This is a genomic window from Streptomyces sp. NPDC041135 (assembly GCF_055592085.1).
Genome location: NZ_JBVIYZ010000002.1, coordinates 670,774 through 691,000, shown reverse-complemented (window position 1 = coordinate 691,000; position 20,227 = coordinate 670,774). Strand labels below are relative to the sequence as shown.

General features: G+C 71.1%; 18 protein-coding genes. 10 read left to right on the top strand and 8 right to left on the bottom strand.

Translation table 11 applies throughout. The annotated features are described in order from the left end of the window. Window positions 1-141 precede the first annotated feature (141 nt). On the top strand, window positions 142-1,791 hold the full coding sequence (locus tag ACZ6CZ_RS07335; RefSeq protein WP_469016032.1) for a purine-cytosine permease family protein: 1,650 nt from the start codon (window positions 142-144) through the stop codon (window positions 1,789-1,791). Between the two features lie 36 nt (window positions 1,792-1,827). Here the strand turns inward: ACZ6CZ_RS07335 and ACZ6CZ_RS07330 are convergent, their stop codons facing one another. Beyond that, window positions 1,828-2,817, bottom strand: coding sequence for an alpha/beta hydrolase family protein (locus ACZ6CZ_RS07330; protein ID WP_469016029.1), 990 nt, complete (start codon window positions 2,815-2,817; stop codon window positions 1,828-1,830). A 217-nt stretch (window positions 2,818-3,034) separates the two neighbouring features. On the opposite strand from ACZ6CZ_RS07330, the gene ACZ6CZ_RS07325 reads away from it, so the two are divergent. Beyond that, window positions 3,035-3,631 carry a TetR/AcrR family transcriptional regulator gene (locus ACZ6CZ_RS07325; protein WP_469016027.1) on the top strand — a complete coding sequence of 199 codons (597 nt, stop codon included), beginning with the start codon at window positions 3,035-3,037 and terminating at the stop codon, window positions 3,629-3,631. Window positions 3,632-3,716: 85 nt separating this feature from the next. Here the strand turns inward: ACZ6CZ_RS07325 and ACZ6CZ_RS07320 are convergent, their stop codons facing one another. Continuing rightward, entirely contained in the window at window positions 3,717-4,235 is a 519-nt protein-coding gene (locus ACZ6CZ_RS07320) for a GNAT family N-acetyltransferase (protein ID WP_469016024.1), read from the bottom strand. A 220-nt stretch (window positions 4,236-4,455) separates the two neighbouring features. Here ACZ6CZ_RS07320 and ACZ6CZ_RS07315 point away from each other — a divergent pair, with 220 nt between their 5' ends. Beyond that, complete coding sequence (locus tag ACZ6CZ_RS07315; protein WP_469016022.1) at window positions 4,456-6,135, top strand: carotenoid oxygenase family protein; 1,680 nt, start codon at window positions 4,456-4,458, stop codon at window positions 6,133-6,135. Window positions 6,136-6,227: 92 nt separating this feature from the next. On the opposite strand, the gene ACZ6CZ_RS07310 is transcribed toward ACZ6CZ_RS07315, so the two are convergent. Together ACZ6CZ_RS07310 and ACZ6CZ_RS07305 are read right to left on the bottom strand one after the other, a co-directional pair. Next, window positions 6,228-6,680: a DUF5707 domain-containing protein gene (locus ACZ6CZ_RS07310; protein ID WP_469016020.1), complete on the bottom strand. Its 453-nt coding sequence runs from the start codon at window positions 6,678-6,680 to the stop codon at window positions 6,228-6,230. Window positions 6,681-6,879: 199 nt separating this feature from the next. Continuing rightward, the gene (locus ACZ6CZ_RS07305; RefSeq protein WP_469016017.1) at window positions 6,880-7,659 is read right to left on the bottom strand and encodes an NAD(P)H-dependent oxidoreductase; all 780 of its coding nucleotides are present in this window, start codon (window positions 7,657-7,659) and stop codon (window positions 6,880-6,882) included. 146 nt (window positions 7,660-7,805) lie between these two features. On the opposite strand from ACZ6CZ_RS07305, the gene ACZ6CZ_RS07300 reads away from it, so the two are divergent. Beyond that, complete coding sequence (locus tag ACZ6CZ_RS07300) at window positions 7,806-8,654, top strand: helix-turn-helix transcriptional regulator (RefSeq protein ID WP_469016015.1); 849 nt, start codon at window positions 7,806-7,808, stop codon at window positions 8,652-8,654. A 157-nt stretch (window positions 8,655-8,811) separates the two neighbouring features. Beyond that, window positions 8,812-10,041: a cytochrome P450 family protein gene (locus tag ACZ6CZ_RS07295; RefSeq protein WP_469016013.1), complete on the top strand. Its 1,230-nt coding sequence runs from the start codon at window positions 8,812-8,814 to the stop codon at window positions 10,039-10,041. 5 nt (window positions 10,042-10,046) lie between these two features. Here the strand turns inward: ACZ6CZ_RS07295 and ACZ6CZ_RS07290 are convergent, their stop codons facing one another. Continuing rightward, complete coding sequence (locus ACZ6CZ_RS07290) at window positions 10,047-11,342, bottom strand: benzoate/H(+) symporter BenE family transporter (protein ID WP_469016011.1); 1,296 nt, start codon at window positions 11,340-11,342, stop codon at window positions 10,047-10,049. A 155-nt stretch (window positions 11,343-11,497) separates the two neighbouring features. Between ACZ6CZ_RS07290 and ACZ6CZ_RS07285 the strand changes: the two genes are divergently transcribed. From ACZ6CZ_RS07285 to ACZ6CZ_RS07270, 4 genes are all read left to right on the top strand, one after another. After that, window positions 11,498-12,040 carry a helix-turn-helix domain-containing protein gene (locus ACZ6CZ_RS07285; protein WP_469016008.1) on the top strand — a complete coding sequence of 181 codons (543 nt, stop codon included), beginning with the start codon at window positions 11,498-11,500 and terminating at the stop codon, window positions 12,038-12,040. A gap of 276 nt (window positions 12,041-12,316) precedes the next feature. Beyond that, window positions 12,317-12,880 (top strand): GNAT family N-acetyltransferase, encoded by a 564-nt coding sequence (locus ACZ6CZ_RS07280; protein WP_469016004.1) that lies wholly within the window; start codon window positions 12,317-12,319, stop codon window positions 12,878-12,880. A gap of 11 nt (window positions 12,881-12,891) precedes the next feature. Beyond that, window positions 12,892-13,779 carry a GNAT family N-acetyltransferase gene (locus ACZ6CZ_RS07275; RefSeq protein WP_469016001.1) on the top strand — a complete coding sequence of 296 codons (888 nt, stop codon included), beginning with the start codon at window positions 12,892-12,894 and terminating at the stop codon, window positions 13,777-13,779. 199 nt (window positions 13,780-13,978) lie between these two features. After that, the gene (locus tag ACZ6CZ_RS07270) at window positions 13,979-15,181 is read left to right on the top strand and encodes an MFS transporter (protein WP_469015998.1); all 1,203 of its coding nucleotides are present in this window, start codon (window positions 13,979-13,981) and stop codon (window positions 15,179-15,181) included. Window positions 15,182-15,208: 27 nt separating this feature from the next. Here ACZ6CZ_RS07270 and ACZ6CZ_RS07265 read toward each other — a convergent pair whose 3' ends face one another. The 3 genes from ACZ6CZ_RS07265 to ACZ6CZ_RS07255 form a co-directional block, all read right to left on the bottom strand. After that, window positions 15,209-15,460 carry a hypothetical protein gene (locus ACZ6CZ_RS07265; RefSeq protein ID WP_469015995.1) on the bottom strand — a complete coding sequence of 84 codons (252 nt, stop codon included), beginning with the start codon at window positions 15,458-15,460 and terminating at the stop codon, window positions 15,209-15,211. A 10-nt stretch (window positions 15,461-15,470) separates the two neighbouring features. Then, window positions 15,471-16,166, bottom strand: coding sequence for a TNT domain-containing protein (locus ACZ6CZ_RS07260; protein ID WP_469015993.1), 696 nt, complete (start codon window positions 16,164-16,166; stop codon window positions 15,471-15,473). Window positions 16,167-16,488: 322 nt separating this feature from the next. Beyond that, entirely contained in the window at window positions 16,489-17,169 is a 681-nt protein-coding gene (locus ACZ6CZ_RS07255; protein WP_469015991.1) for a methyltransferase domain-containing protein, read from the bottom strand. A gap of 438 nt (window positions 17,170-17,607) precedes the next feature. On the opposite strand from ACZ6CZ_RS07255, the gene rph reads away from it, so the two are divergent. After that, window positions 17,608-20,217, top strand: a complete 2,610-nt coding sequence (rph, locus tag ACZ6CZ_RS07250) for a rifamycin-inactivating phosphotransferase (RefSeq protein ID WP_469015988.1) — start codon at window positions 17,608-17,610, stop codon at window positions 20,215-20,217. Window positions 20,218-20,227 lie beyond the last annotated feature (10 nt).

Genomic DNA, 20,227 nt, shown 5'->3' with positions numbered 1-20,227 from the left:
ACCGGCCGTGGGACAGCAGTCGTAGCAGGGCCGTCGCGACGACTCATGGCAACCCGCCCGACTCCCTCGTGCCGCCGACGACGCCACACGGGGCTCCCACACACGGCAGCACCCGCACCCAGTCCCACCGGGAGACGTGGCATGAGTACCACCGAGTCACCACAGGCGACACAGGGAACGCTGAAGGACGCTGCCGACCAGGCCGTCAAGGAGACCCTGGAGGACTACACCCTCCGCTTCGCACCCCGCAGTTACCGGCGCTGGACCCCGATGGTCGTGGCGACCACCGCGCTCGGCGGCATCGCGTACATGGCCGACTTCTCCATCGGTGCCGGCATCGGGCTGGCCCACGGCACGGGCAACGCACTCGTCGCCATCGCCGTCGCCGCGGTGGTCATCTTCGTCACCGGATTCCCGCTCGCGTACTACGGCGCCCGTTACAACATCGACCTGGACCTGATCACCCGGGGCTCCGGTTTCGGCTACTACGGCTCGGTCCTCACCAGCGCCATCTTCGCCAGCTTCACCTTCATCTTCTTCGCCCTCGAAGGCTCGATCATGGCTCAGGGCCTCAGACTCGGCCTCGGGCTGCCGCTCTGGCTGGGCTACGCCGTCTCCACGCTGATGGTCATCCCGCTCGTCATCTACGGCATGAAGGCGCTCAGCAAACTCCAGGTGTGGACCACCCCCGTCTGGCTGGTGCTGATGATCGCCCCGCTGGTCTACCTGATCACCACCGACCCGGGCACCGTCGACCGCTTCCTGTCCTACGCGGGAACCGACGGCGACGGCGGCGTCAACACCGCCTCGGTCCTCCTCGGCGCGGGCGTCTGCCTCTCGCTCATCGCCCAGATCGGCGAGCAGATCGACTACCTGCGCTTCATGCCGCCCAAGACCGAGGAGAACAAGCGCACCTGGTGGACCGCGGTGATCATGGCGGGCCCCGGCTGGGTGGTGCTCGGCGCGCTCAAGCAGGCCATCGGTGTCTTCCTCGCCGTGTACATCCTGGCCAAGGTCGGCGCGAGCGCGGCGCCCGAGCCCATCCAGCAGTTCAAGGGCGCCTTCGACGCGATGATGCCGTCCTGGATGGTCCTCCCGCTGGCCGTGGCCCTCGTCGTGATCAGTCAGATCAAGATCAACGTGACCAACGCGTACTCCGGTTCGCTCGCCTGGACCAACTCCTTCACCCGCGTCACCCGGCACTACCCCGGGCGCATGGTCTTCGTGCTGGTGAACCTCGGCTTCGCCCTCGTCCTGATGGAGGCCGACATGTTCAGCTTCCTCAACGACATCCTCGGTTTCTACTCCAACTGCGCGATCGCCTGGGTCGTCACCGTCGCCACCGACATCGGAGTCAACAAGTATCTGCTCAAACTGTCACCGCTCCAGCCCGAGTTCCGCCGGGGCATGCTGTTCGCCGTCAACCCGGTGGGTGTCGTCGCCTTCCTCGCCGCTTCCGGGCTGTCGATCGCCATGTACTTCCACGCCCTCGGCGACACCCTCCAGCCGTACTCCCCCGTCGCCGCCGCCGTCCTCGCCTTCGTCCTCACCCCGCTGATGGCCGTCGTCACCCAGGGCAGGTACTACCTGCGCCGCACCGACGACGGAATCGACGAGCCCGTGCTGGACGCCGACGGCAACCCGAGCGCGGTCACCTACGACTGCCACGTCTGCCACCAGCCCTACGAACGCCCCGACCTCGCCGCCTGCGCCACCCACGACGCGGTGGTCTGCTCCCTGTGCCTGAGCACGGACAAGGTCGGCGACCACGTGCTGCCCGCCACCGCGTAACGCTTCGGCACCCAACCAGGCCGACCGGCCTACTGCCTACTTGGCCTCGACCCGTCCCACGGGGTGGCTGCCGGTTGTCAGCGCCTCGCACGCCAGCTGCCACGTGAGGGTGCCGGTGTGGAGCTGGGTGTGGAGGTAGGCCGCGGTGAGACGGGCGAGGCCGGCCACTCGCTCGGGGCTCTCGTCAGTCGTTTCGGCCGCGTCGTAGCCGGCGATCCCGCCGAGTCCGTGTTCCGCGCCGAACAGGGTGAGCAGGGTCTTGGGGCCGGGGGCGAGGGTGTAGGGGTCGGCGTGCCAGTCCGGCCCCATGTCCGTGAAGTGCCGGGAGTCGTCCTTGTCACCGGCGACGACCAGCGTGGGCGCGGCCATGGTGGAGAAGTCGACGGCGCCGATGACCGGCCACTGCTCGGCCATGGGCCCGTTGAAGACGTCGCCGCCCCTGCCGGGCGCGGCGAGCAGTACACCGGCCTTGATCCGGGGTTCCACGAGGTGCACCACGTTCCCGGTGTCGGGGTCGTCGAGCCCGGCGCCCAGCAGGAGGGCCGCGGTGAAGCCGCCGAGCGAGTGTCCGGCGACGGCGACCTTGGCGCGATCGATCCGCCCGGCGAGCTGCGGGACGGTGCGCTCGATCGTGTCGAGCCGGTCGAGGATGTGGGTCATGTCCTCGGCTCGGGACCGCCAGAAGTCGGGCGCGCCGGGAGCGTCGGTGACCAGGTGGCTCAGTGTCCTGGAGGTGAGGTGGGTGGGCTGCATGACGATGAATCCGTGGGCGGCCCAGAGGTTGGCCAGCGGCGCGTAGCCGTTGAGCGAGGAGAGGTTGTGCGAGGGCCCGTGCCCGTGGGAGAGGAGGATGACGGGGAGGTTGGTTCCCGTCGCGGGTGCGGAGACGCGCAGCTGGAGGTCTACGGGGCGCCCGGGCACCGGGAGGACCACGGGGCTGTACGACAGGACCGGGGCGGGCGCGCCGAACCCGTCGCTGGTGGTGACAGTGGAGGTGGAGGTGAAGACGGACGTGGGTGTGCTCACGATGGGTTCCCTTGTTGTTGGCGTCTGCCGCTCGCCGGTCTCCTGTGAGCGGCGATGAGCGACCGGTGACGGGCTACCTGCGACCGGCAACGGCTGACGGGCGACGGGCAAGGCGGACAGAGGCGTCCCGCTTCCGCTAACCTGAAGCGGAGCGCCGCTCCGATTAAGTATCCGGAGCGCTGCTCCGCTTTGTCAATCGGTAGAGAAGGAGTGCGCGGTGACCTCCGACAGCCCCGCAGGTCAGTCGCCGTCCCGGGGCAAGCGGGCCGACGCCCGTCGCAACCGCGAGACGGTCCTCGCCGCCGCGGCCGAGGTGTTCGTCACCTCCGGCGTCGACGCGCCGATCCGCCAGATCGCCGCCCGGGCGGGTGTGGGTATGGCTACGATCTACCGGCACTTCCCGACCCGGGCGGATCTCGTCACCGCCGTCTACCGCCACCAGATCGAGGCGTGCGCCGAGGCCGGGCCGAAGCTGCTGGCAAGCGCCGACTCACCGCTCGACGCGCTGCGGGAGTGGATCGACCTCTTCGTCGACTTCCTCGTCACCAAGCACGGACTCGCCGACGCCCTCCAGTCCGACAACGACCGGTTCGCCGCGCTGCACGACTACTTCCTCGACCGCCTGCTGCCCGTCTGCGCCGAACTGCTCGACGCCGCGGTCGCGGCCGGCGCCATCAGGCCCGGCACGCAGCCGTACGAGCTGATGCGCGGCATCGGCAACCTCTGCATCGGACGCGACGACGACCCCCGCTACGAGCCGCGACGCCTGATCGCCCTCCTCCTGCAGGGACTCCGGGCACCGCACACGTCCTGATGCCGACGAGCGACAGCACGGCGCCGCGCCGCTCACCTCTGTGGGCCCCCACTGTGCGAAGCTCGTCCGCTTCGCGGCGCAGCGGTCAGACGCCCGGGCGCCCGTAGCGGACTTCTTCGACTTCTTCGTCTCCGTAAGTCCCTGTCTCGACCGCACCGTCCGGCGCGTATCCCGCCGCGCGGTAGAAACGCCGGGCCCGTACGTTGTCCCGCAGCACCCACAGCTGCCAGGTGGTGAATCCACGGCCCGCCTCATGAGCGTGGACCGCCTCGAGGAGAGCGCGCCCGATCCCCTCACCGATCCGGCGCGGATGCACGTACAACGCGTCGAGCTCACCTGTCTCCGGATCATGCGGTTGATCGCGAGACGGCCCGAAACACGCCCATCCGACCGGACGGAGCCCGTCGTCCACGGCCACCAGATCCACCCGTCGCGGGCTCGCGGCAGCGAAGGCGGCTCTGCGCCGCCGCGCGTCCTCCTCGACCGTCATGGCGTCCAGGTACGCCCGGGGGATGATCCCGGTGTAGGCCCACTGCCAGCCGGCCACACGTATGGAGGCGACGGCGTCGATGTCGGATTCGTTCATCACCCTGATGTGCACCACGGGAGCACCGTAGGTCATCTCCCTGACCGGCCGCCGCCGATGACGGAACCACGTGCCGGGTCCGGCCCCCCGCGCGGAGGGGGGTTGTCGACACCCCCGGGACGGGTGCGGCCCCTAATGACCGCCCACCCGGTGCCGGGAGAAGGTCGTGGTGAGCGGAAGTACGGCACCACGGCACCACTGCATCAGGACGAACGACGGCGCGGGGAGTGGGGACAGCATGACGCGGACCGGACGGGGCGGAGCGTACGGCGGTGCGAGCGGCGAGGACCGTGGACGCGGCAGGGACGGCCGGGGCGGCGGGACTTCGGCAGCCGCGCGCTCCGGGGCGACCCGGCGGCGGGTGCTGCGCGGCGGTGCGGCCGCCGCGGTGGGCGGGTTCGCGACGCTGCGGGGCGGCCCGGTGTGGGCGGCCGGCGGATCAGGTGCGACCCGGGCCGCGCCCGCGGTCGCGAACGCCGCTGCCGCGCCGGGCCGCTTCCCCTTCCTGGAAGGGGCGTTCGCGCCGGTGACCGACGAGGTCACCGCCTTCGACCTGCCGGTGACCGGCCGCATCCCGCGGGAGTTGAACGGCCGTTACCTGCGCAACGGCCCCAACGTGCTGGGCCTGGAGGATCCCCGCGCGCACCACTGGATGCTCGGCCAGGGCATGGTGCACGGCGTGCGGCTGCGCGACGGCCGCGCCGAGTGGTACCGCAACCGCTGGGTGCGCTCCTGTGACGTGGCCGCCGAACTCGGCGAGCCCTACCCCGGGCCCGTGCCCGCGAACGACTTCGCGGCCAACACCCACGTGATCCCGTACAAGGGCCGCGTGCTCGCCTGCCAGGAGAGCGGCCCCATGCCGTACGAGCTGGGCGAGGACCTCGGCACTGTCGGCACGTTCGACTTCGGCGGCTCGCTGAAGGACGCGTTCACCGCACACACCAAGTACGACGCGGAGGCCGACGAACTGCACGCGATCACGTACTACCCGACCTGGGACCATGTGCGGCACCTGGTGGTCGATCACACGGGCAGGGTGGCCAGGACCACCCGTATCCCGGTCGCGGACAGCCCGATGATGCACGACTTCGCGTTGACCGAACGGTACGTCGTCGTCTTCGACACACCGGTGACCTTCGACATGGCGGCGGCCGAGGCGGGCGCGCCGGTGCCGTACGTGTGGAACGACCGGCATCCCGCGCGGGTGGGCGTGATGCCCCGGGTCGGCGGCCCGGTCCGCTGGTTCGAGGCGGACCCGTCGGCGTACTACTCGCACACCTTGAACGCCTACGACGACGGCTCCCGCGTGGTCGTCGACTTCGTGTCCATGCCGGCGCCGTTCTTCGCGGCCGGACGCGGTGCCGACGGCCCGTCGGCCACCGGCACGCCACGGCTGGACCGGTGGACGATCGACCTGGAGCACGGGCGGGTGCGTACGCACCGGATCGACGACCGGCCGCAGGAGTTCCCGCGGGTGCGCGAGGGCCTGGTCGCCCACCGCCACCGCTACGGTTACGCGGCGACCGCCGGGGCGATGTGGCGGGCCTACGAGACGGTGGACGGCGTCCCGCCGGACGAGGACTTCGGTGACGCGCTGATCAAGCACGATCTGCTGCGCGGCACCACGCAGGTGCACCGCTTCCCGAAGAACTCGCCTGCCGGGGAGGCGGTTTTCGTGCCGCGCGACCCGGACGGCGACGAGTGGCGGCGCGGGCACGGCCCGCGCGCCGGTGCCGGTTTCCGGCCCGGCGCCGAGGACGACGGCTATGCGCTGGCCTACGTGCACAATGCCGACCGCGGCGCGGCGGACCTGGTGATCCTGGCCGCGCAGGACTTCACCGCGCCGCCGCTGGCCCGCGTCCACCTGCCGGGGCGGGTGCCGCTCGGCTTCCACGGCAGTTGGGTCCGTGACCTCTGAGACGGGCTTCGCGGCGGGCGCGTCCTCGCTGACGCGCCGCGCCGCGTAGTCGCATCGACGACGATCCGGGGCCGATCACCCGCGTGTGTGGATCACGCGACGGTGAAGTCGGCCGCCTTGGTGTCGAGCGTGGTGTCGCCGTTCTTCGCGGTGGCCAGTACCGATACGTGCCACCGGCCACGCGGCGACCCGTCGGCGTCGGCACGGGTGACGGCCACCTTGTAGGTGCAGCGGACGGTGTCCTCACCGGACGGCTCGCACACGGCCGACTCCGCACTCGTCATGTCCTTGACGGTCAGGCCGCGCTTGGCGAAGGCTGAGTTCGCCGGCCAGGCCAGCACCTTCACGCTCTTCACCCCGGAGGACGCCGTGACGTCGGTGGTGAAGGTCAGCGACCCGTCCCGGTCACCGGCCGGAGCGGTGTAGCGGGCCGTGCTGTGGGCCGGCGCCGGAGGCTGCTCACCGGCGTAGGCCAGAGCGAACGCACCCGCACCCCCCAGGACGACGACACCGGCAACCACGGACAGAGCGATACGACGCGCCATGAGAATTCCCCTCGGAGTGTTCACTGGATGAACCGGCGCTCTCATCTGCGCCGTTGCGTCCATACTGGCCGCGCGGCGACCACCCGGGATGAGCCCACGTACTCAACTCCCCCTGAGTAGGCCCCCCGCGCTGGGGCAGTGACGCTCCGAGCGCGCGTGCGGGTGCGGCCCCTCGGGGACCGGCGGACCCCGGCGGTGGTCAGTCCCGCACATGCAGTGCGAAGCCGGACCGCCCCTCGGGCTCGAGTCCCTCCTTGAGGGTCAGCGAGGGAATCTCGTAGTCACCGAAGTTCTGCCGCCGGAAGGCGATCGGCTGCGTGGATTCCAGGGTGAGCAGGCGCTGCTGCCAGGCCTCGGCGATGCCCGGGTAGTCCTCGTCGGTTATCCGGTCGGTGCCGTACAGCACGAACGGCGGAAGCACCTCGATGCCGGGGTAGTACAGGATGCCGTGCTGGATCGGGAACAGGAGATCGTCGATGGGGCCGTTGATGCCGCGAGCGGCGTAGTGCGACCGAGGACCGCCGACGGTCACCGACAGCAGCGCCTTCCTGCCCGCGAGGGTTCCCTCGCCGAAGCGGTCGCCGTACCTGGTGTCGCTGTGTTCACCGACGCCGTACGCGAAGCGGTAGGTGAACACCCGGTCCACCCAGCCCTTCAGGATCGCGGGCATCGTGTACCACCACAGCGGGAACTGGAAGACGATCGTGTCCGCCCACAGCAGCTTCTCCTGCTCGGCGCGGACGTCCGGGGTGAGCGTCCCGGCGTCGAAGGCCCGGCCCGAGTCCAGGGGCACCTTCAGCGGACTGGAGGCTTCGGGACCGTAGTCCGCGGCGTCGACGACCGCCTTCCAGTTCATCGCGTACAGGTCGCTCACCCGCACCTCGTGCCCGGCGGCCTCCAAGGTGGACACCGCGAGGTCCTTCAGTGATCCGTTGAGCGACTTCGGTTCCGGGTGGGCGTAGACGATCAGCGTCTTCATGAGAGCTCCTGAGCTGCTTCGGTTGGGACGTCTCGATACTGAGCGCGGCCGAGGCCGGCGTTCAGGGGCGCCTCTTCCGTCGGACCGGACTTCCTGGTACCGGCGGGACCACCTTCGCGAGCACCACCGAGGCCATACTGGGGAACATGGACGATCTCGCGGGCTTCCTGCGCACCAGGCGTTCCCGGGTCGATCCGGCGGCCGTCGGCATCCCCGCCGACAGCCGGCGCCGGGTCGCCGGGCTGCGCCGTGAGGAGGTCGCGCACCTGTCGGGCGTCAGCGTCGACTACTACGTACGCCTGGAGCAGGGCCGCGCGACCCAGCCCTCCGAGCAGGTCCTCGACGCCCTCGCGCGCGTCCTGGGCCTCGACGAGACCGAACGCGAGCACCTCTACCGGCTCGCCCGGCAGCGCCGCCGCCGCGCGAAGGCGCCGGGCGGACGCGTCCGCCCGGAGCTGCTGCGCGTCCTCGGCCTGGTGCCCGACGCACCCGCGCTGATCATGGACCACCGGCTGGATGTGCTCGCAGGCAACCGTCTCGCCGGGCTCCTCTACGGCCGGCCGCTGCCGGGCCTGAACACGGCCCGGCACATCTTCCTCGAGGAGGCCGAGCGCGGCCTGTACGCGGACTGGGAGAGCTGCACGCTCGACGTGGTCGGGCATCTGCGCCTGGCCGCCGGCAAGTACCCCGAGGACCCCCGACTGGCCTCGCTCATAGGTGAGTTGGCGATGGGCAGCGAGCGCTTCCGCCGCCTGTGGGCCCGTGCGGACGTGCGCGCCCGCACCCATGGACGCAAGGCGTACCGGCACCCGTTGGTGGGAGTGCTGGAGCTGCACCAGGAGAACTTCGCGCTGCCGGACGAATCCGGCATGGAGCTGCTCGTGCTGTCCGCGGCCCCCGGCAGCCCGGCCGAGGACGGACTGCGTCTGCTGGCGGGCCTGGGGGCGGACACAGCCGAGGACGCGCCCGGCTTGGTCAACCCGCAACTGCCTTGATTCTGGCGGACTTTGGCGCGTCCGCAGGGCCGTGACGGCAGTACAGTCACCAAGTGACCGCTCCGCCGGGCAACCGGACGCCGCTGGTCAGCGAGGACGACCGTGCCAGGCCCTGCGGCGCCCGGCCATGAACGCCATGAACGGAGAGAGGCTCGCCATGCCTGAGCAGCAGGTACTCGTCCTCGACCCCACCGGATCCGACCCGGACGCCGAACAGCGGGCCCTGCTCGAACGCGGACCGGCCACCATGGTGGACATCCTCGGCGTGCACGCCTGGTCCGTCTCCGATCCTGACCTCCTCAAGAAGCTGCTGACCAGCAAGGACGTCTCCAAGGACGGGCGGGCCCACTGGCCGGCCTTCGCCCAGACGGTACCCACCTGGCCCCTGGCCCTGTGGGTGGCGGTCGAGAGCATGTTCACCGCCTACGGCGGCAATCACAGTCGGCTGCGCCGCATGGTCGCCCCCGCGCTCACGGCCCGCCGCACCGCCGCCCTCCAGGCGGACATCGAGGCCCTCGTGACCGGCCTGCTCGACGCACTCGGCACCCTCCCCGCCGGTGAGGTGGCCGACCTGCGCGAACACCTCGCCTACCCGCTCCCGATCGCCGTCATCGGGCAGTTCATGGGCGTCCCCGCCGACCGGCGCACCGAGTTCCGCGTCATAGTGGACAACGTGTTCGCCACCCACCTCTCCGCCGAGGAACAGGCCGCGAACACCGCCGCCCTCTACGGCCTGCTGGACACCCTGATCGAGGTCAAGCGCGCCCGGCCCGGCGAGGACATGACCTCGCTGCTGATCGCGGCCCGTGACGACGAGGGCGACGGCTCCGCCCTCAGCCACACCGAGCTGCGCGACACGCTGCTGCTGATGATCAGCGCCGGCTACGAGACCACCGTCAACGTCATCGACCAGGCCATCACCACCCTGCTGTCCGACGCCAAGCAACTCGCCCACGTACGCGAGGGCCGCTGCACCTGGCCGGACGTGGTCGAGGAGACCCTGCGCCATCAGCCCGCGGTCAAGCACCTGCCCCTGCGCTACGCCCGCGCCGAGATCCCCCTTCCCGACGGGCGGACGATCAGGGCGGGCGAGGCGATCCTCGCTTCCTATGCCGCCGCCAACCGCCATCCCGGCTGGCACGAGGACGCCGACCGCTTCGACGCGACCCGCCCCAGCAAGGAACACCTGGCCTTCGGACACGGCGTCCACTTCTGCCTGGGCGCGCCACTGGCCCGCCTGGAAGTGGCCACCGTCCTGAGGCTGTTCTTCGAGCGCTTCCCCGACGCCGAACTGGCGAAGGCACCGTCCGAGTTGGCGATGCTGCCCAGCCTGATCAGCAACGGGCACGTCTCCCTCCCCGTACGCCTGCGCCCGATCGGGGCGTGAGCGGATCAGGCCTCGGCATCCTCGCAGGGACGCGGCTCGGGTGTGTCCGTCGTGCCCTCGCGCGGGGGTACGGGCGTCGGGCTTGCCGGTATGGGCGCCGGGCCCGCCGGTACGGGGGCGGCGCGTCGGCCGGCGCGGGCGATGAAGGCCGTGAGGGCGCCGGCGAGCAGCCCCCAGAAGGCGGATCCGATGCCGAGGAGGGTGACGCCGGACGCGGTGGCGAGGAAGGTGACCACCGCGGCTTCCCGGGACTTCGGGTCGGACAGGGCCGTGGCCAGGGAGTTCTCGATCGTGGCCAGCAGGCCGACTCCCGCCGTGGCGAGCACCAGCGCCTGCGGCATGGCGGTGAGCAGGGAGGCGACCGTGGCGCCGAAGACACCGACGCAGAGGTAGAAGACGCCGGCCCACACACCCGCGACGTAGCGCTTGGCATGGTGCGGATGCGCCTGCGGTCCGGTGCAGATCGCGGCGGTGATGGCGGCGAGGTTCAGTGCGAACGCGCCGAACGGGGCGAGCAGGACGTTGACCGCTCCGGTCCAGGACAGCAGGGGTGACACGGGGACGTCGTAGCCCGAGCCGCGCAGCACGGCGACTCCGGGCAGGTTCTGCGAGGCCATCGTGACGACGAACAGCGGCACGCCGACGCCGACGAGGACTCTCAGGTCGAAGTCCGGCGCGACCAGGACCGGGGCGGCGAGCGAGACCCGCAGCCTGTCCGTGTGCCAGCCGCCGGCGACGACCGAGGCGAGCGCTCCGCCGGCGAGTGCGAGAAGCACCGCGTACCGGGCCGCGAAGCGGCGCGCCAGGAGGTAGAGCGCGAACACCGTAAGGGCGATGGCGGCATGGTGGTGCATCGCGCCGAACAGGCCGGTGCCGAACCGCAGCAGCACCCCGGCGAGCAGGGCCGCGGCGATCGGCACCGGGATGCGGGCCATGGCGCGGGCGAACCACCCCGTCACGCCGGTGACGAGGACGAGCAGCGCCGAGAACACGAACGCGCCGACGGCCTGCCCCATCGGCACTCCCGCGAGACCGGTCGCGAGCAGGGCCGCACCGGGTGTCGACCAGGCGGTGACGACGGGGGCGCGGTAGCGCAGGGACAGACCGATGCAGGTGATACCGAGCCCGATGCCGAGCGCGAACATCCACGAGCCGATCTCCCGTGGGCCCGCTCCGGCGGTCCGCGCGGCGGTGAACACGAGTGCGGCGGAGCTGGTGACGCCGACGGTGACGGCGATCAGGCCGGCGGCCACGGCGGACGGTGGCGCGGCCGCGCGTATGCGGGTGGTGAAGGAGGACATGGATGACTTCTCGACGAGGGAGGGGCTGTTCCACGACGGACGGTTTCCGGAGGGAAGCGTTCTGTTTGCGGAACGTTCTGTATGTGGAACACTAGGGAGAAGGACCGGCACCGTCAACCACGGCGGACGAGAAGGAGCGGGGAGCGCGTTCGGCGATGGGGCTGAACCACGAGGTGGGGCGCAGGCTGCGCGCTCTGCGCACCGAACAGAGCCTGTCGCTCTCGGAGCTGGCCCGGCGCTCCGGCGTGGGCAAGGGCACCCTCTCGGAGCTGGAGAGCGGGACACGCAACCCCACTCTGGAGACCCTCTACGCCCTGACCACGGCCCTGAACCGGCCGCTCGGCGCGGTCCTCAGCGACGCCCCGCCCACGCGCGCCGAGGAGCACGCGGGCGCCGTCTCCGGCAGCGCGGTCACCGCGGCCCTGCTCGAACGGCACGAGGACGCCGACGCGGTCACCGACATCTTCCGCATCACCATCGCCGCCGGTGCCACGCAGGAGTCGGCCGCGCACGTGCCCGGCACGAGCGAGACCCTGATGATCCTCAGCGGCACAGCCGTCGTGGGCGCCCTGGACGCGCCCACCACGGCCACACCGGGGACGTCGGTGTCCTGGCGGGCCGACCTCCCCCACCTCTACAGCGCCCCGCACGGCGATGTGCAGGGCATCCTGTTCGTCCGCTATCCCACGGCGCTGTGACCCGGCACGCGGTTGCCGGTGGCCGCCCGTTCCCCGTTCCCCGCTCCCGTCGAGCCAGGAGCATGGTCGGCATGGACTCTTGTTTCCTTGGCATCGCCGAAGTGGTCGACGTCCCGTCCGTGGCTCCGCCTCCACCGGTCACCGACCGTCCGTGACCGCCCCTGCCGACGCGACCGTGTGACCGGTTGAGCACCGCACGCGGCCCCGTCGCGGCCGGTGATCAGGCACCCGGGAAAATCATTGGGCTGTTCCCCTTGCTTCAGGCATCATCCAGTCGTGGACACCTATCTGGAGACCGAGCGCCTGGCCCTGCGGCACCTCACGGCCGACGACGCGGACCTGCTGATCGAGCTGGACAGCGACCCGGCGGTGATGCGCTACCTGAGCGGTGGCATTCCGACCGCGCCGGAACTCGTCCGCGAGCGCCAGCTGCCGAACATCCTCGCCGGGTACGAGAAGTGGGACGGCAACCTCGGACTCTTCGCCGCGCACGAGAAGGACGGCGGCGCGTTCATCGGCTGGTTCATCCTGCGCCCCGAGCCGCAGGGCCCCCTGGACGAGGTGGAACTGGGCTACCGGCTGCGGCAGGCGGCTTGGGGCAAGGGATACGCCACCGAGGGCTCGCGCGCCTTGCTGGGCAAGGCGTTCACCGAACTCGGCATACGGACCGTGTGGGCCGAGACGATGGTCGTGAACCAGCCGTCGCGCAACGTCATGGAGAAACTCGGCATGACGCTCGCGGGCACCCTCACCACCCCCTCCGACATGGAGATGGTCGAGGGCTCCGAGCATGGAGGCGTACGGTACGAGATAACCAAGGAGCAGTGGGCGCAGCAGTAGGGTCCGCGCGCATGCCCCCGGACGACTGGTGCCTCACCCAAGACGTCGACGACTTCCTCGCTTCCGCCGGGGCCTTCCTGCGCTCGCGTCCCGCGCTGCACAACACGCCGCTTACGGACATCGAGAAGCTGCGTGTACGCACGGATGCCGAACACGGCGCCGGTGCCGCCGTGTTCGGGCGTCTGGAGACAGCAGGCCAGGTCCGTGCGATCTTCTATCTCACTCCGCGCGGCCGTCTGGGCCTCACTGCCCTCTGCGCCGAACAGACCGACATCCTCGCAACTCGCCTGGCCGACCTCGGCCATCGCCCTGCCCACGTCATCGCGGACCGGGACACCGCCGGCGCCTTCGCCCAGTCACAGCAGCGGCGCACCGGCGCGGTGCCGGCCCTCTTCTGGCGAACGCACCTCTACCGCCTGGGCACGCTCACCCCACCGCGGCCGCGCCCTCAGGGTCAGGGGCGCGGCGCGGGCGGCGAGGACCGCGAGCACATCGTGCGCTGGTGCCGTGAGTTCTGCGTCGGCGTCGGGGAGCAGTCCTCCATCGACCTGATCGACTCCGGCCGCTGGGCCGATTCCCGTTTCGGCGACAGGCGGTTCACGTTCTGGGAGACCCCGGACGGCACCCCCGTCTCGATGGCGGCCACGACCCGTGTCGTCGGCGGCATGGTCCGGGTGGACCCCGTCTACACCCCTGCCCATCTGCGGGGCCACGGCTACGCGGGTGCCGTGACCGTCGAGGTGAGCAGGGCTGCGCTGGCGGCAGGGGCGACGGACGTCGTCCTCTTCACGGACCCGGCCAACCCCACCAGCAACGCGCTGTACCAACGCATCGGATACGCCCGCATCGCCGATTTCGCCGGGTACACGTTCTCCTACGGCACTTCACACGCCGGGTGAGCCACGACCAGTCCGGCGGCGGGACCGCAGGCGACCCCGACACCGCCCGACCGTGCCACCCGCACGCCCTGCGCGACGCACCCGGTTCGGCCTACCATCGGGTCATGACCTGGCGACATTGACCCCACCGCCCCGCCTCCCGCGGGCCGCCTCGGACGCCGTACCCCCGGCATCCGAACTGTCCCTGCGGGAAGGCCTCATGACACTCTCACCTGCGCGTGTGCCCGCCGCCACCGGCGTCCGGCGGCTCGCGGTCACGCTGTACGGCTACGCGTTCCTCGACGACTTCGTCCTGCTCTACCCGGTGTACGCCCTGCTCTTCAGCGACACCGGACTGTCCGTCTGGCAGATCTCCTCCCTCTTCGTCATCTGGTCGCTCTCGGGCATGCTGCTGGAGATCCCCTCCGGCGCCTGGGCCGACGCCTTCTCCCGGCGATTGCTGCTGTGGCTGGGGCCGCTGCTCACGGCCGTCGGCTTCGCCCTGTGGGTGCTCGTGCCCTCGTACGGGACCTTCGCGCTCGGCTTCGTGCTGTGGGGCGCGCGCGGAGCGCTCGGTTCGGGTGCGCTGGAGGCCCTGGTCCACGACGAGCTGGATCGGCTCGGCAGCGTCGACCGGTACGCGCGGGTCATGGGCCGGTCGCGGGCAGCGGGCATGGTGGGGACCATGGCGGCCACCGGGCTGGCGGGGCCGGTGTTCGCCGTCGGCGGCTACCCGGCCGTGGGCGCGGCTAGTGTGCTGGCCTGTCTGCTGACGGCGGCGACGGCAACCCGGTTGCCCGAGCACCGGGCGCAGGCCACCGGGGACGACGGCTGGGCCGCGACGCTGCGGTCCGGGCTCGCCGAGGCCCGCCGCGACCGGTCGGTGCGCGGCGCGCTGCTGCTCGTCCCGGCCGTCGCCGCGCTGTGGGGCGCACTCGACGAGTACACACCCCTCCTGGTCCGGGACACCGGCGTGGCGGACGGGACCGTTCCCGGCCTGCTCCTGCTGATCTGGGCCGGAGCGACGGCCGGGAGTCTGCTGGCCGGTGCGGCCGCACGCCTGGGGGTGACGGGCCTCGCGGGACTGCTCGCCGGCTCCGCCCTCTCGCTGGCCGCCGGCGCCGCGATGGGCACACCGGCCGGTATCGCGCTGGTGGGCCTCGCCTTCGGCGGCTTCCAGCTGGCCGAGGTGCTGGCCGACGCCCGTCTGCAACGCGCGATCGCCGGCACCGGCCGGGCCACGCTGACCTCGGTCGCGGGCCTGGGCACCGAGCTGCTGACCGTCGCCGTCTACGGCGGATATGCGGCGGTCGCCACGCACGGCGGCAACCGCACGGGGTTCGTGGTCTTCGCGGCGCCGTACCTGGTGACAGCACTGCTGCTGGCCGCCGGCCGACGCACGCGGCGGCCGTCGGCGGGATGAGACGGGGTGCGGGCCGACGTCCGTACGTCACCGCCCGCCTCCCGTGAGCAGACGCCGCAGGTGTGCGCAGGCGTCCTCCTCTCGTGGATGCTGCGCCACCGCCTGCCAGGTGCCGCGTTCGTACGCGCCGACCTCCCACATGCCGCAGGCCGCGGGAGAACGGCGCAGGTAGAGGAAGTCGGTGGGCAGCGGGTCCGGCTCGTGCACATCCTGGATGTAGTAGTGGCCGTCCGGCACGGCGGCGGCGCGGAGGATGCCGTGCAGGGAGAGGCGGTTCACTGTCGGTGACTCAGCCCGTCGCGGTGCCGGCGTCGAGGTAGTCGTGGTCCAGCAGCCACTTGACGTTCAGGCGCTGCCCCTCCCCGGGGCTGAGCAGCGCCGGGTCGAGCTTGATCTGCTGGCCGCCGCCGGGCTGTTCGAACCACGGGGCGATCGCCCCCTGCCAGACGGGGAAGGGCTGCTTGACCGTGTAATGGTGGTAGTCGCACGGGTACTCGGGATCACGGGTGTCGAGGTTCTGCGGGGGCAACGCGCGCTTGGCGTACGGATCGCCTGCCGGTGCGAGGTAGGAGCCGTACTCGGAACCGAAGCGGTCCAGGTCCTCCCCCGGTTCGAGCACTTCGACGTGCTTGTCGATCCCGCCGTCGTTCGTCTCGGCGAAGCCGTCGTTGGGCGGGTACTTCCAGCCGGCCGGGCCGGTGGGGTCCTCGCCCTTCCAGTACTTGGCCACGAACGCGCGCGGGGAGAGGTGGCCGGTGCGGTGGTAGTGCCTCAGCAGAGGACCGACGGGGCGTTGCCACGCGCGGGGCAGGTGCTCCGGCCCGAGGCGGGCATCCCCCTGGAACTCCCCGGTGCAGACGGCGACTACCGCCCCCTTCTCGTCGGAGGACGCGGCGGACGCGGTGGCGGAAGCGGTGGCGTGTGCTGTCACGGCAGCTGCGGTCAGCGTCAGCGCCGACAGGACGGCGCGCGTGGGCGTCCTCATGTGTCATCACTCCCAAGTCGTCAAATAGCTCGCCCCATAGGGGCACACCGACCGGGGTCCGGACCTCCGGCCCGGCGGTGCGGCCGACCAGGACGGCTCGGGTCGGGCCGGTCCCCATGAGTCTGCTCGGGCCTTTCCGGCAGCTCGCGGGGACATTCCACCGACCGGTGAAAGAGCACCGAACGGGTGACGACTGGAGCACCTGTTCGCAGGCCGTCGTCCTGGGCGCGGCCGTATGGCAGCGTTCAGTGACCGTGCCGCTGCGGAGGCGTCCCCGTTCTCAGCCGGCTCGCTTGACCACCGCCGCTGCGGAGGCCCCGTCTCAACCCGGTCGCTTGGCCATGACGACAACGCCCGGCCCGCTGTGCTCGTCCGCCGGAAGCCGAAGCTCGGCGACCGGGTGCAGTCCGGCCTGCTCGATCAGGGCCACGAGTTGTTCGGGCCGCCATTTGTGGGTCGTCCAGCGAACCGGTACGCCTCCGTAGGCCTCGGTGCGCAGCGCGTCCTCGTCGCCGACGTGGGTTCCGGTGATGAAGTGTCCGCCCGGCTCCAGGGCGCGCGCGAACACGGCGAGGACCTGAGGAAGGACGTCACGGGGGAGGTTGAAAAGTGACCACCATCCCAGGACGCCGCCCAGGGAGGCTTCTTCGAGGTCCAGCTCGGTGGCGGAGGCGACGCCGAACCGGCACTGCGGATGCAGTCGGCGCGCGTTCTCGATCATGCGAGGAGAGAGATCGACGCCGGACACGTCGATACCGCGCTCGGCGAGGTACGCGGTCACCGTTCCAGGTCCGCAGCCGACGTCGAGAACCGCACCTAGTCCGCTCACGGTGTCGGCGAAGGCATCGATGGACGCCTTCAACCATGGATGACGGCGGATGTCACCCATGCCCGTCGTCGCCACCATGTGGGCGTAGTTGTCGGCCACGCGGTCATAGGACTCACGGACGACATCGAGGTCGGCCGGTCGGTCGACATGGTGATCGGCATGGTGTGTGCGCATGCGGCAACCATAGGGACGGTGCCGGTTCCGAGCACCCGACTTCCGCCACTCGGCTTCCGCAAGTCCTGCTCGTCGCATACCTGTTGACGTCGTCCGGCCGACACGCACAGGTGTCGCTCCTGCCGCCGGCCGCCATGCCCGCCGGCGCGGACGAGCACGCCGAATCCCCATCCTGGTGGCCTGTACGCGCCTGTACGCGCTGTCGGTCCGCTACGCCGCCGGGAACGGCACCTACCGCGGCACCGCCCCCGCCCCGACCCTCGCCTGCACCGCAGGCATAGGCGCACCCGGTTCGGACACGGCGAAGGCGAGGAGACACCTCTCCTCGCCACTCCCAACATATAGCGCACTGGGGGGCTTGCGGCAAGGCCCGGGTCGCGGCGCAGAATCGACGGCCGAGCCCGTGGCCGCGGGCTCGGCCGCCATGGAAGGACCTCAGTGATCGAGGAGTACGTGCCGGATCTGCCAGGGATTGACGAGATCGACGAGACGCAGGCCGCGGTCGTGGGGGGCAAGGCCGCGCACCTGGGCGCGTTGTCGCGGATCGAGGGCGTCCGGGTGCCGGACGGCTTCTGCGTGCCGACGGAGGCCTTCCGGCGGGTCATGGCGGACGTTCCGTCGATCGACGACCGGCTCGACCAGCTGTCGCGTCTGGACCCGGACGACCGTGAGGCGATCCGCACGCTCAGCGCGCGGGTTCGCCGGACCGTCGAAGGGGTCGCCGTTCCGGCTGATCTCGCGGCGGCGGTCACCGGCGCACTCGCCCGCCTCGGCGAGCACGCCGCCTACGCCGTGCGGTCCAGCGCGACGGCGGAGGACCTGCCGACGGCTTCCTTCGCCGGCCAGCACGACAGCTACCTCAACGTGGTGGGGCCGACGGCGATCCTCCGGCACATCAGCCGGTGCTGGGCCTCGCTGTTCACCGAGCGGGCGGTCACCTACCGCCTGCGCAACGGCATCGACCACCGTACGGTCCGTATGGCGGTGGTCGTGCAGCGGATGGTCCTCCCGGACGCGGCCGGCATCCTGTTCACCGCCGACCCCGTCACGGGCAACCGGAAGGTCGCCACCGTGGACGCCGGCTTCGGCCTCGGTGAGGCCCTGGTCTCCGGCCTGGTGAACCCGGACGTCTTCAAGGTGCGCGACGGCCAGGTCGTCGGCAGGGCGATCGCCGCCAAGCGGCACGCACTGCACGCCCTGCCGGCCGGTGGAGGCACCCGGCAGGTGGCGGTCGACGTACGGCGGCAGGAGCAGCCGACGCTGAGGGATGAGCAGGTCGTGCGGCTCGTGGACCTGGGCAGGCGGATCGAGGCGCACTTCGGCCGTCCGCAGGACATCGAATGGTGCCTGGCGGATGACGGCTTCCGGATCGTGCAGAGCCGGCCGATCACCACGCTGTTCCCCGTGCCCCCGGCCGTCGACCAGGACAACCACGTCTACGTCAGCGTCGGTCACGGACAGATGATGACCGACCCCATGAAGCCCCTGGGGCTCTCCATGTGGCAGCTGACGGCCATGGTGCCGATGCACGAGGCCGGCGGGAGGCTGTTCGTCGACATCACCCGGCGCCTGGCCTCACCCGCGAGCCGCGCCGGCCTCCTGGACGTCATGGGGAGGGGAGATCCGCTGGTCAGGGACGCGCTGGAGACCGTCCTCGACCGCGACGACTTCATCCCCTCGCTCCCGGACGCGAATCCCGGCCGGCCGCCGGCCGGAGATACGCCCGCCCCGATCGAGACCGATCCCGCGATCGTCGCCGAACTGGTCGAGCGCAGCCGCGCGTCCCTCGCCGCCCTGGAACTCGGCATCCGCACGAAGAGCGGCCCGGCGCTGTTCGACTTCCTGCTGGAGGCCTTCGAGGAGCACAAGCGCGTCCTCGCAGATCCGTTGAGCCTTCAGGCGCTCACGACGGGGATGGAGGCCACGTGGTGGCTCAACGACAAGCTGGAGGAGTGGCTGGGCGAGAAGAACGCGGCCGACACCCTCACGCTGTCCGCCCCGGGCAACATCACGTCGGAGATGGGCCTGGCGCTGCTCGACGTCGCGGACGTGATCCGCCCGCGGCCAGAGGTGGTTGCCTTCCTGGAGGGCGTCGAGGACGAGGGTTTCCTGGACGAGCTGGCGAAGGTCGCGGGCGGGAGCGAGGCGCGCGACGCCATCGAGGGTTACCTCGACCGGTACGGCATGCGCTGCGTCGGCGAGATCGACATCACGAGACCGCGTTGGCGCGAACGCCCCGCCACGCTCGTGCCCGTGATCCTCGACAACGTGCGGAACTTCGGGCATGGTGCCGCGCGACGGCGCTTCGAGCAAGGGCGGCAGAAGGCGCGGAAGAAGGAGCAGGACGTACTCTCCCGCCTGCGGGCCCTGCCGGACGGGGACCGGAAGGCCGACGAGACCAAGCGGATGATCGACCGGGTCCGCACCTTCATCGGCTACCGGGAGTATCCGAAGTACGACATCATCAGCCGCTACTTCGTCTACAAGCGGGCCCTGCTGGCGGAGGCCGAGCGCCTGGTGCAGGCCGGCGTACTCACCGAGCCGGAGGACGTCTTCTACCTCACGTTCCAGGAACTGGACGGCGTCGTGCGCTCCCACCAGGTGGACGACCAGCTGATCCGGCAGCGCGAGGACGCCTTCCGGTCCTCTCACGCGCTCACCCCGCCCCGGGTGCTCACATCGGACGGTGAGGCCGTCAACGGGGCGTACCGGCGCGACGACGTGCCGGCCGGCGCCCTGATCGGCCTGCCGGTCTCCGCCGGGACGGTCGAGGGAAGGGCACGCGTCATCCTCGACATGGCGAAAGCCGATCTCCGAGCGGGCGACATCCTCGTCACAGCCTTCACGGACCCGAGCTGGTCGCCGTTGTTCGTCGGCATCGCAGGCCTGGTGACGGAGGTGGGCGGTCTCATGACCCATGGGGCGGTGATCGCCCGTGAGTACGGCCTGCCGGCCGTCGTGGGCGTGGAGCGGGCCACCCGGTTGATCCAGGACGGGCAGCGCATCCGCGTCCACGGCACCGACGGTTACGTCGAGATCCTGCCGTGACCGAGTGACC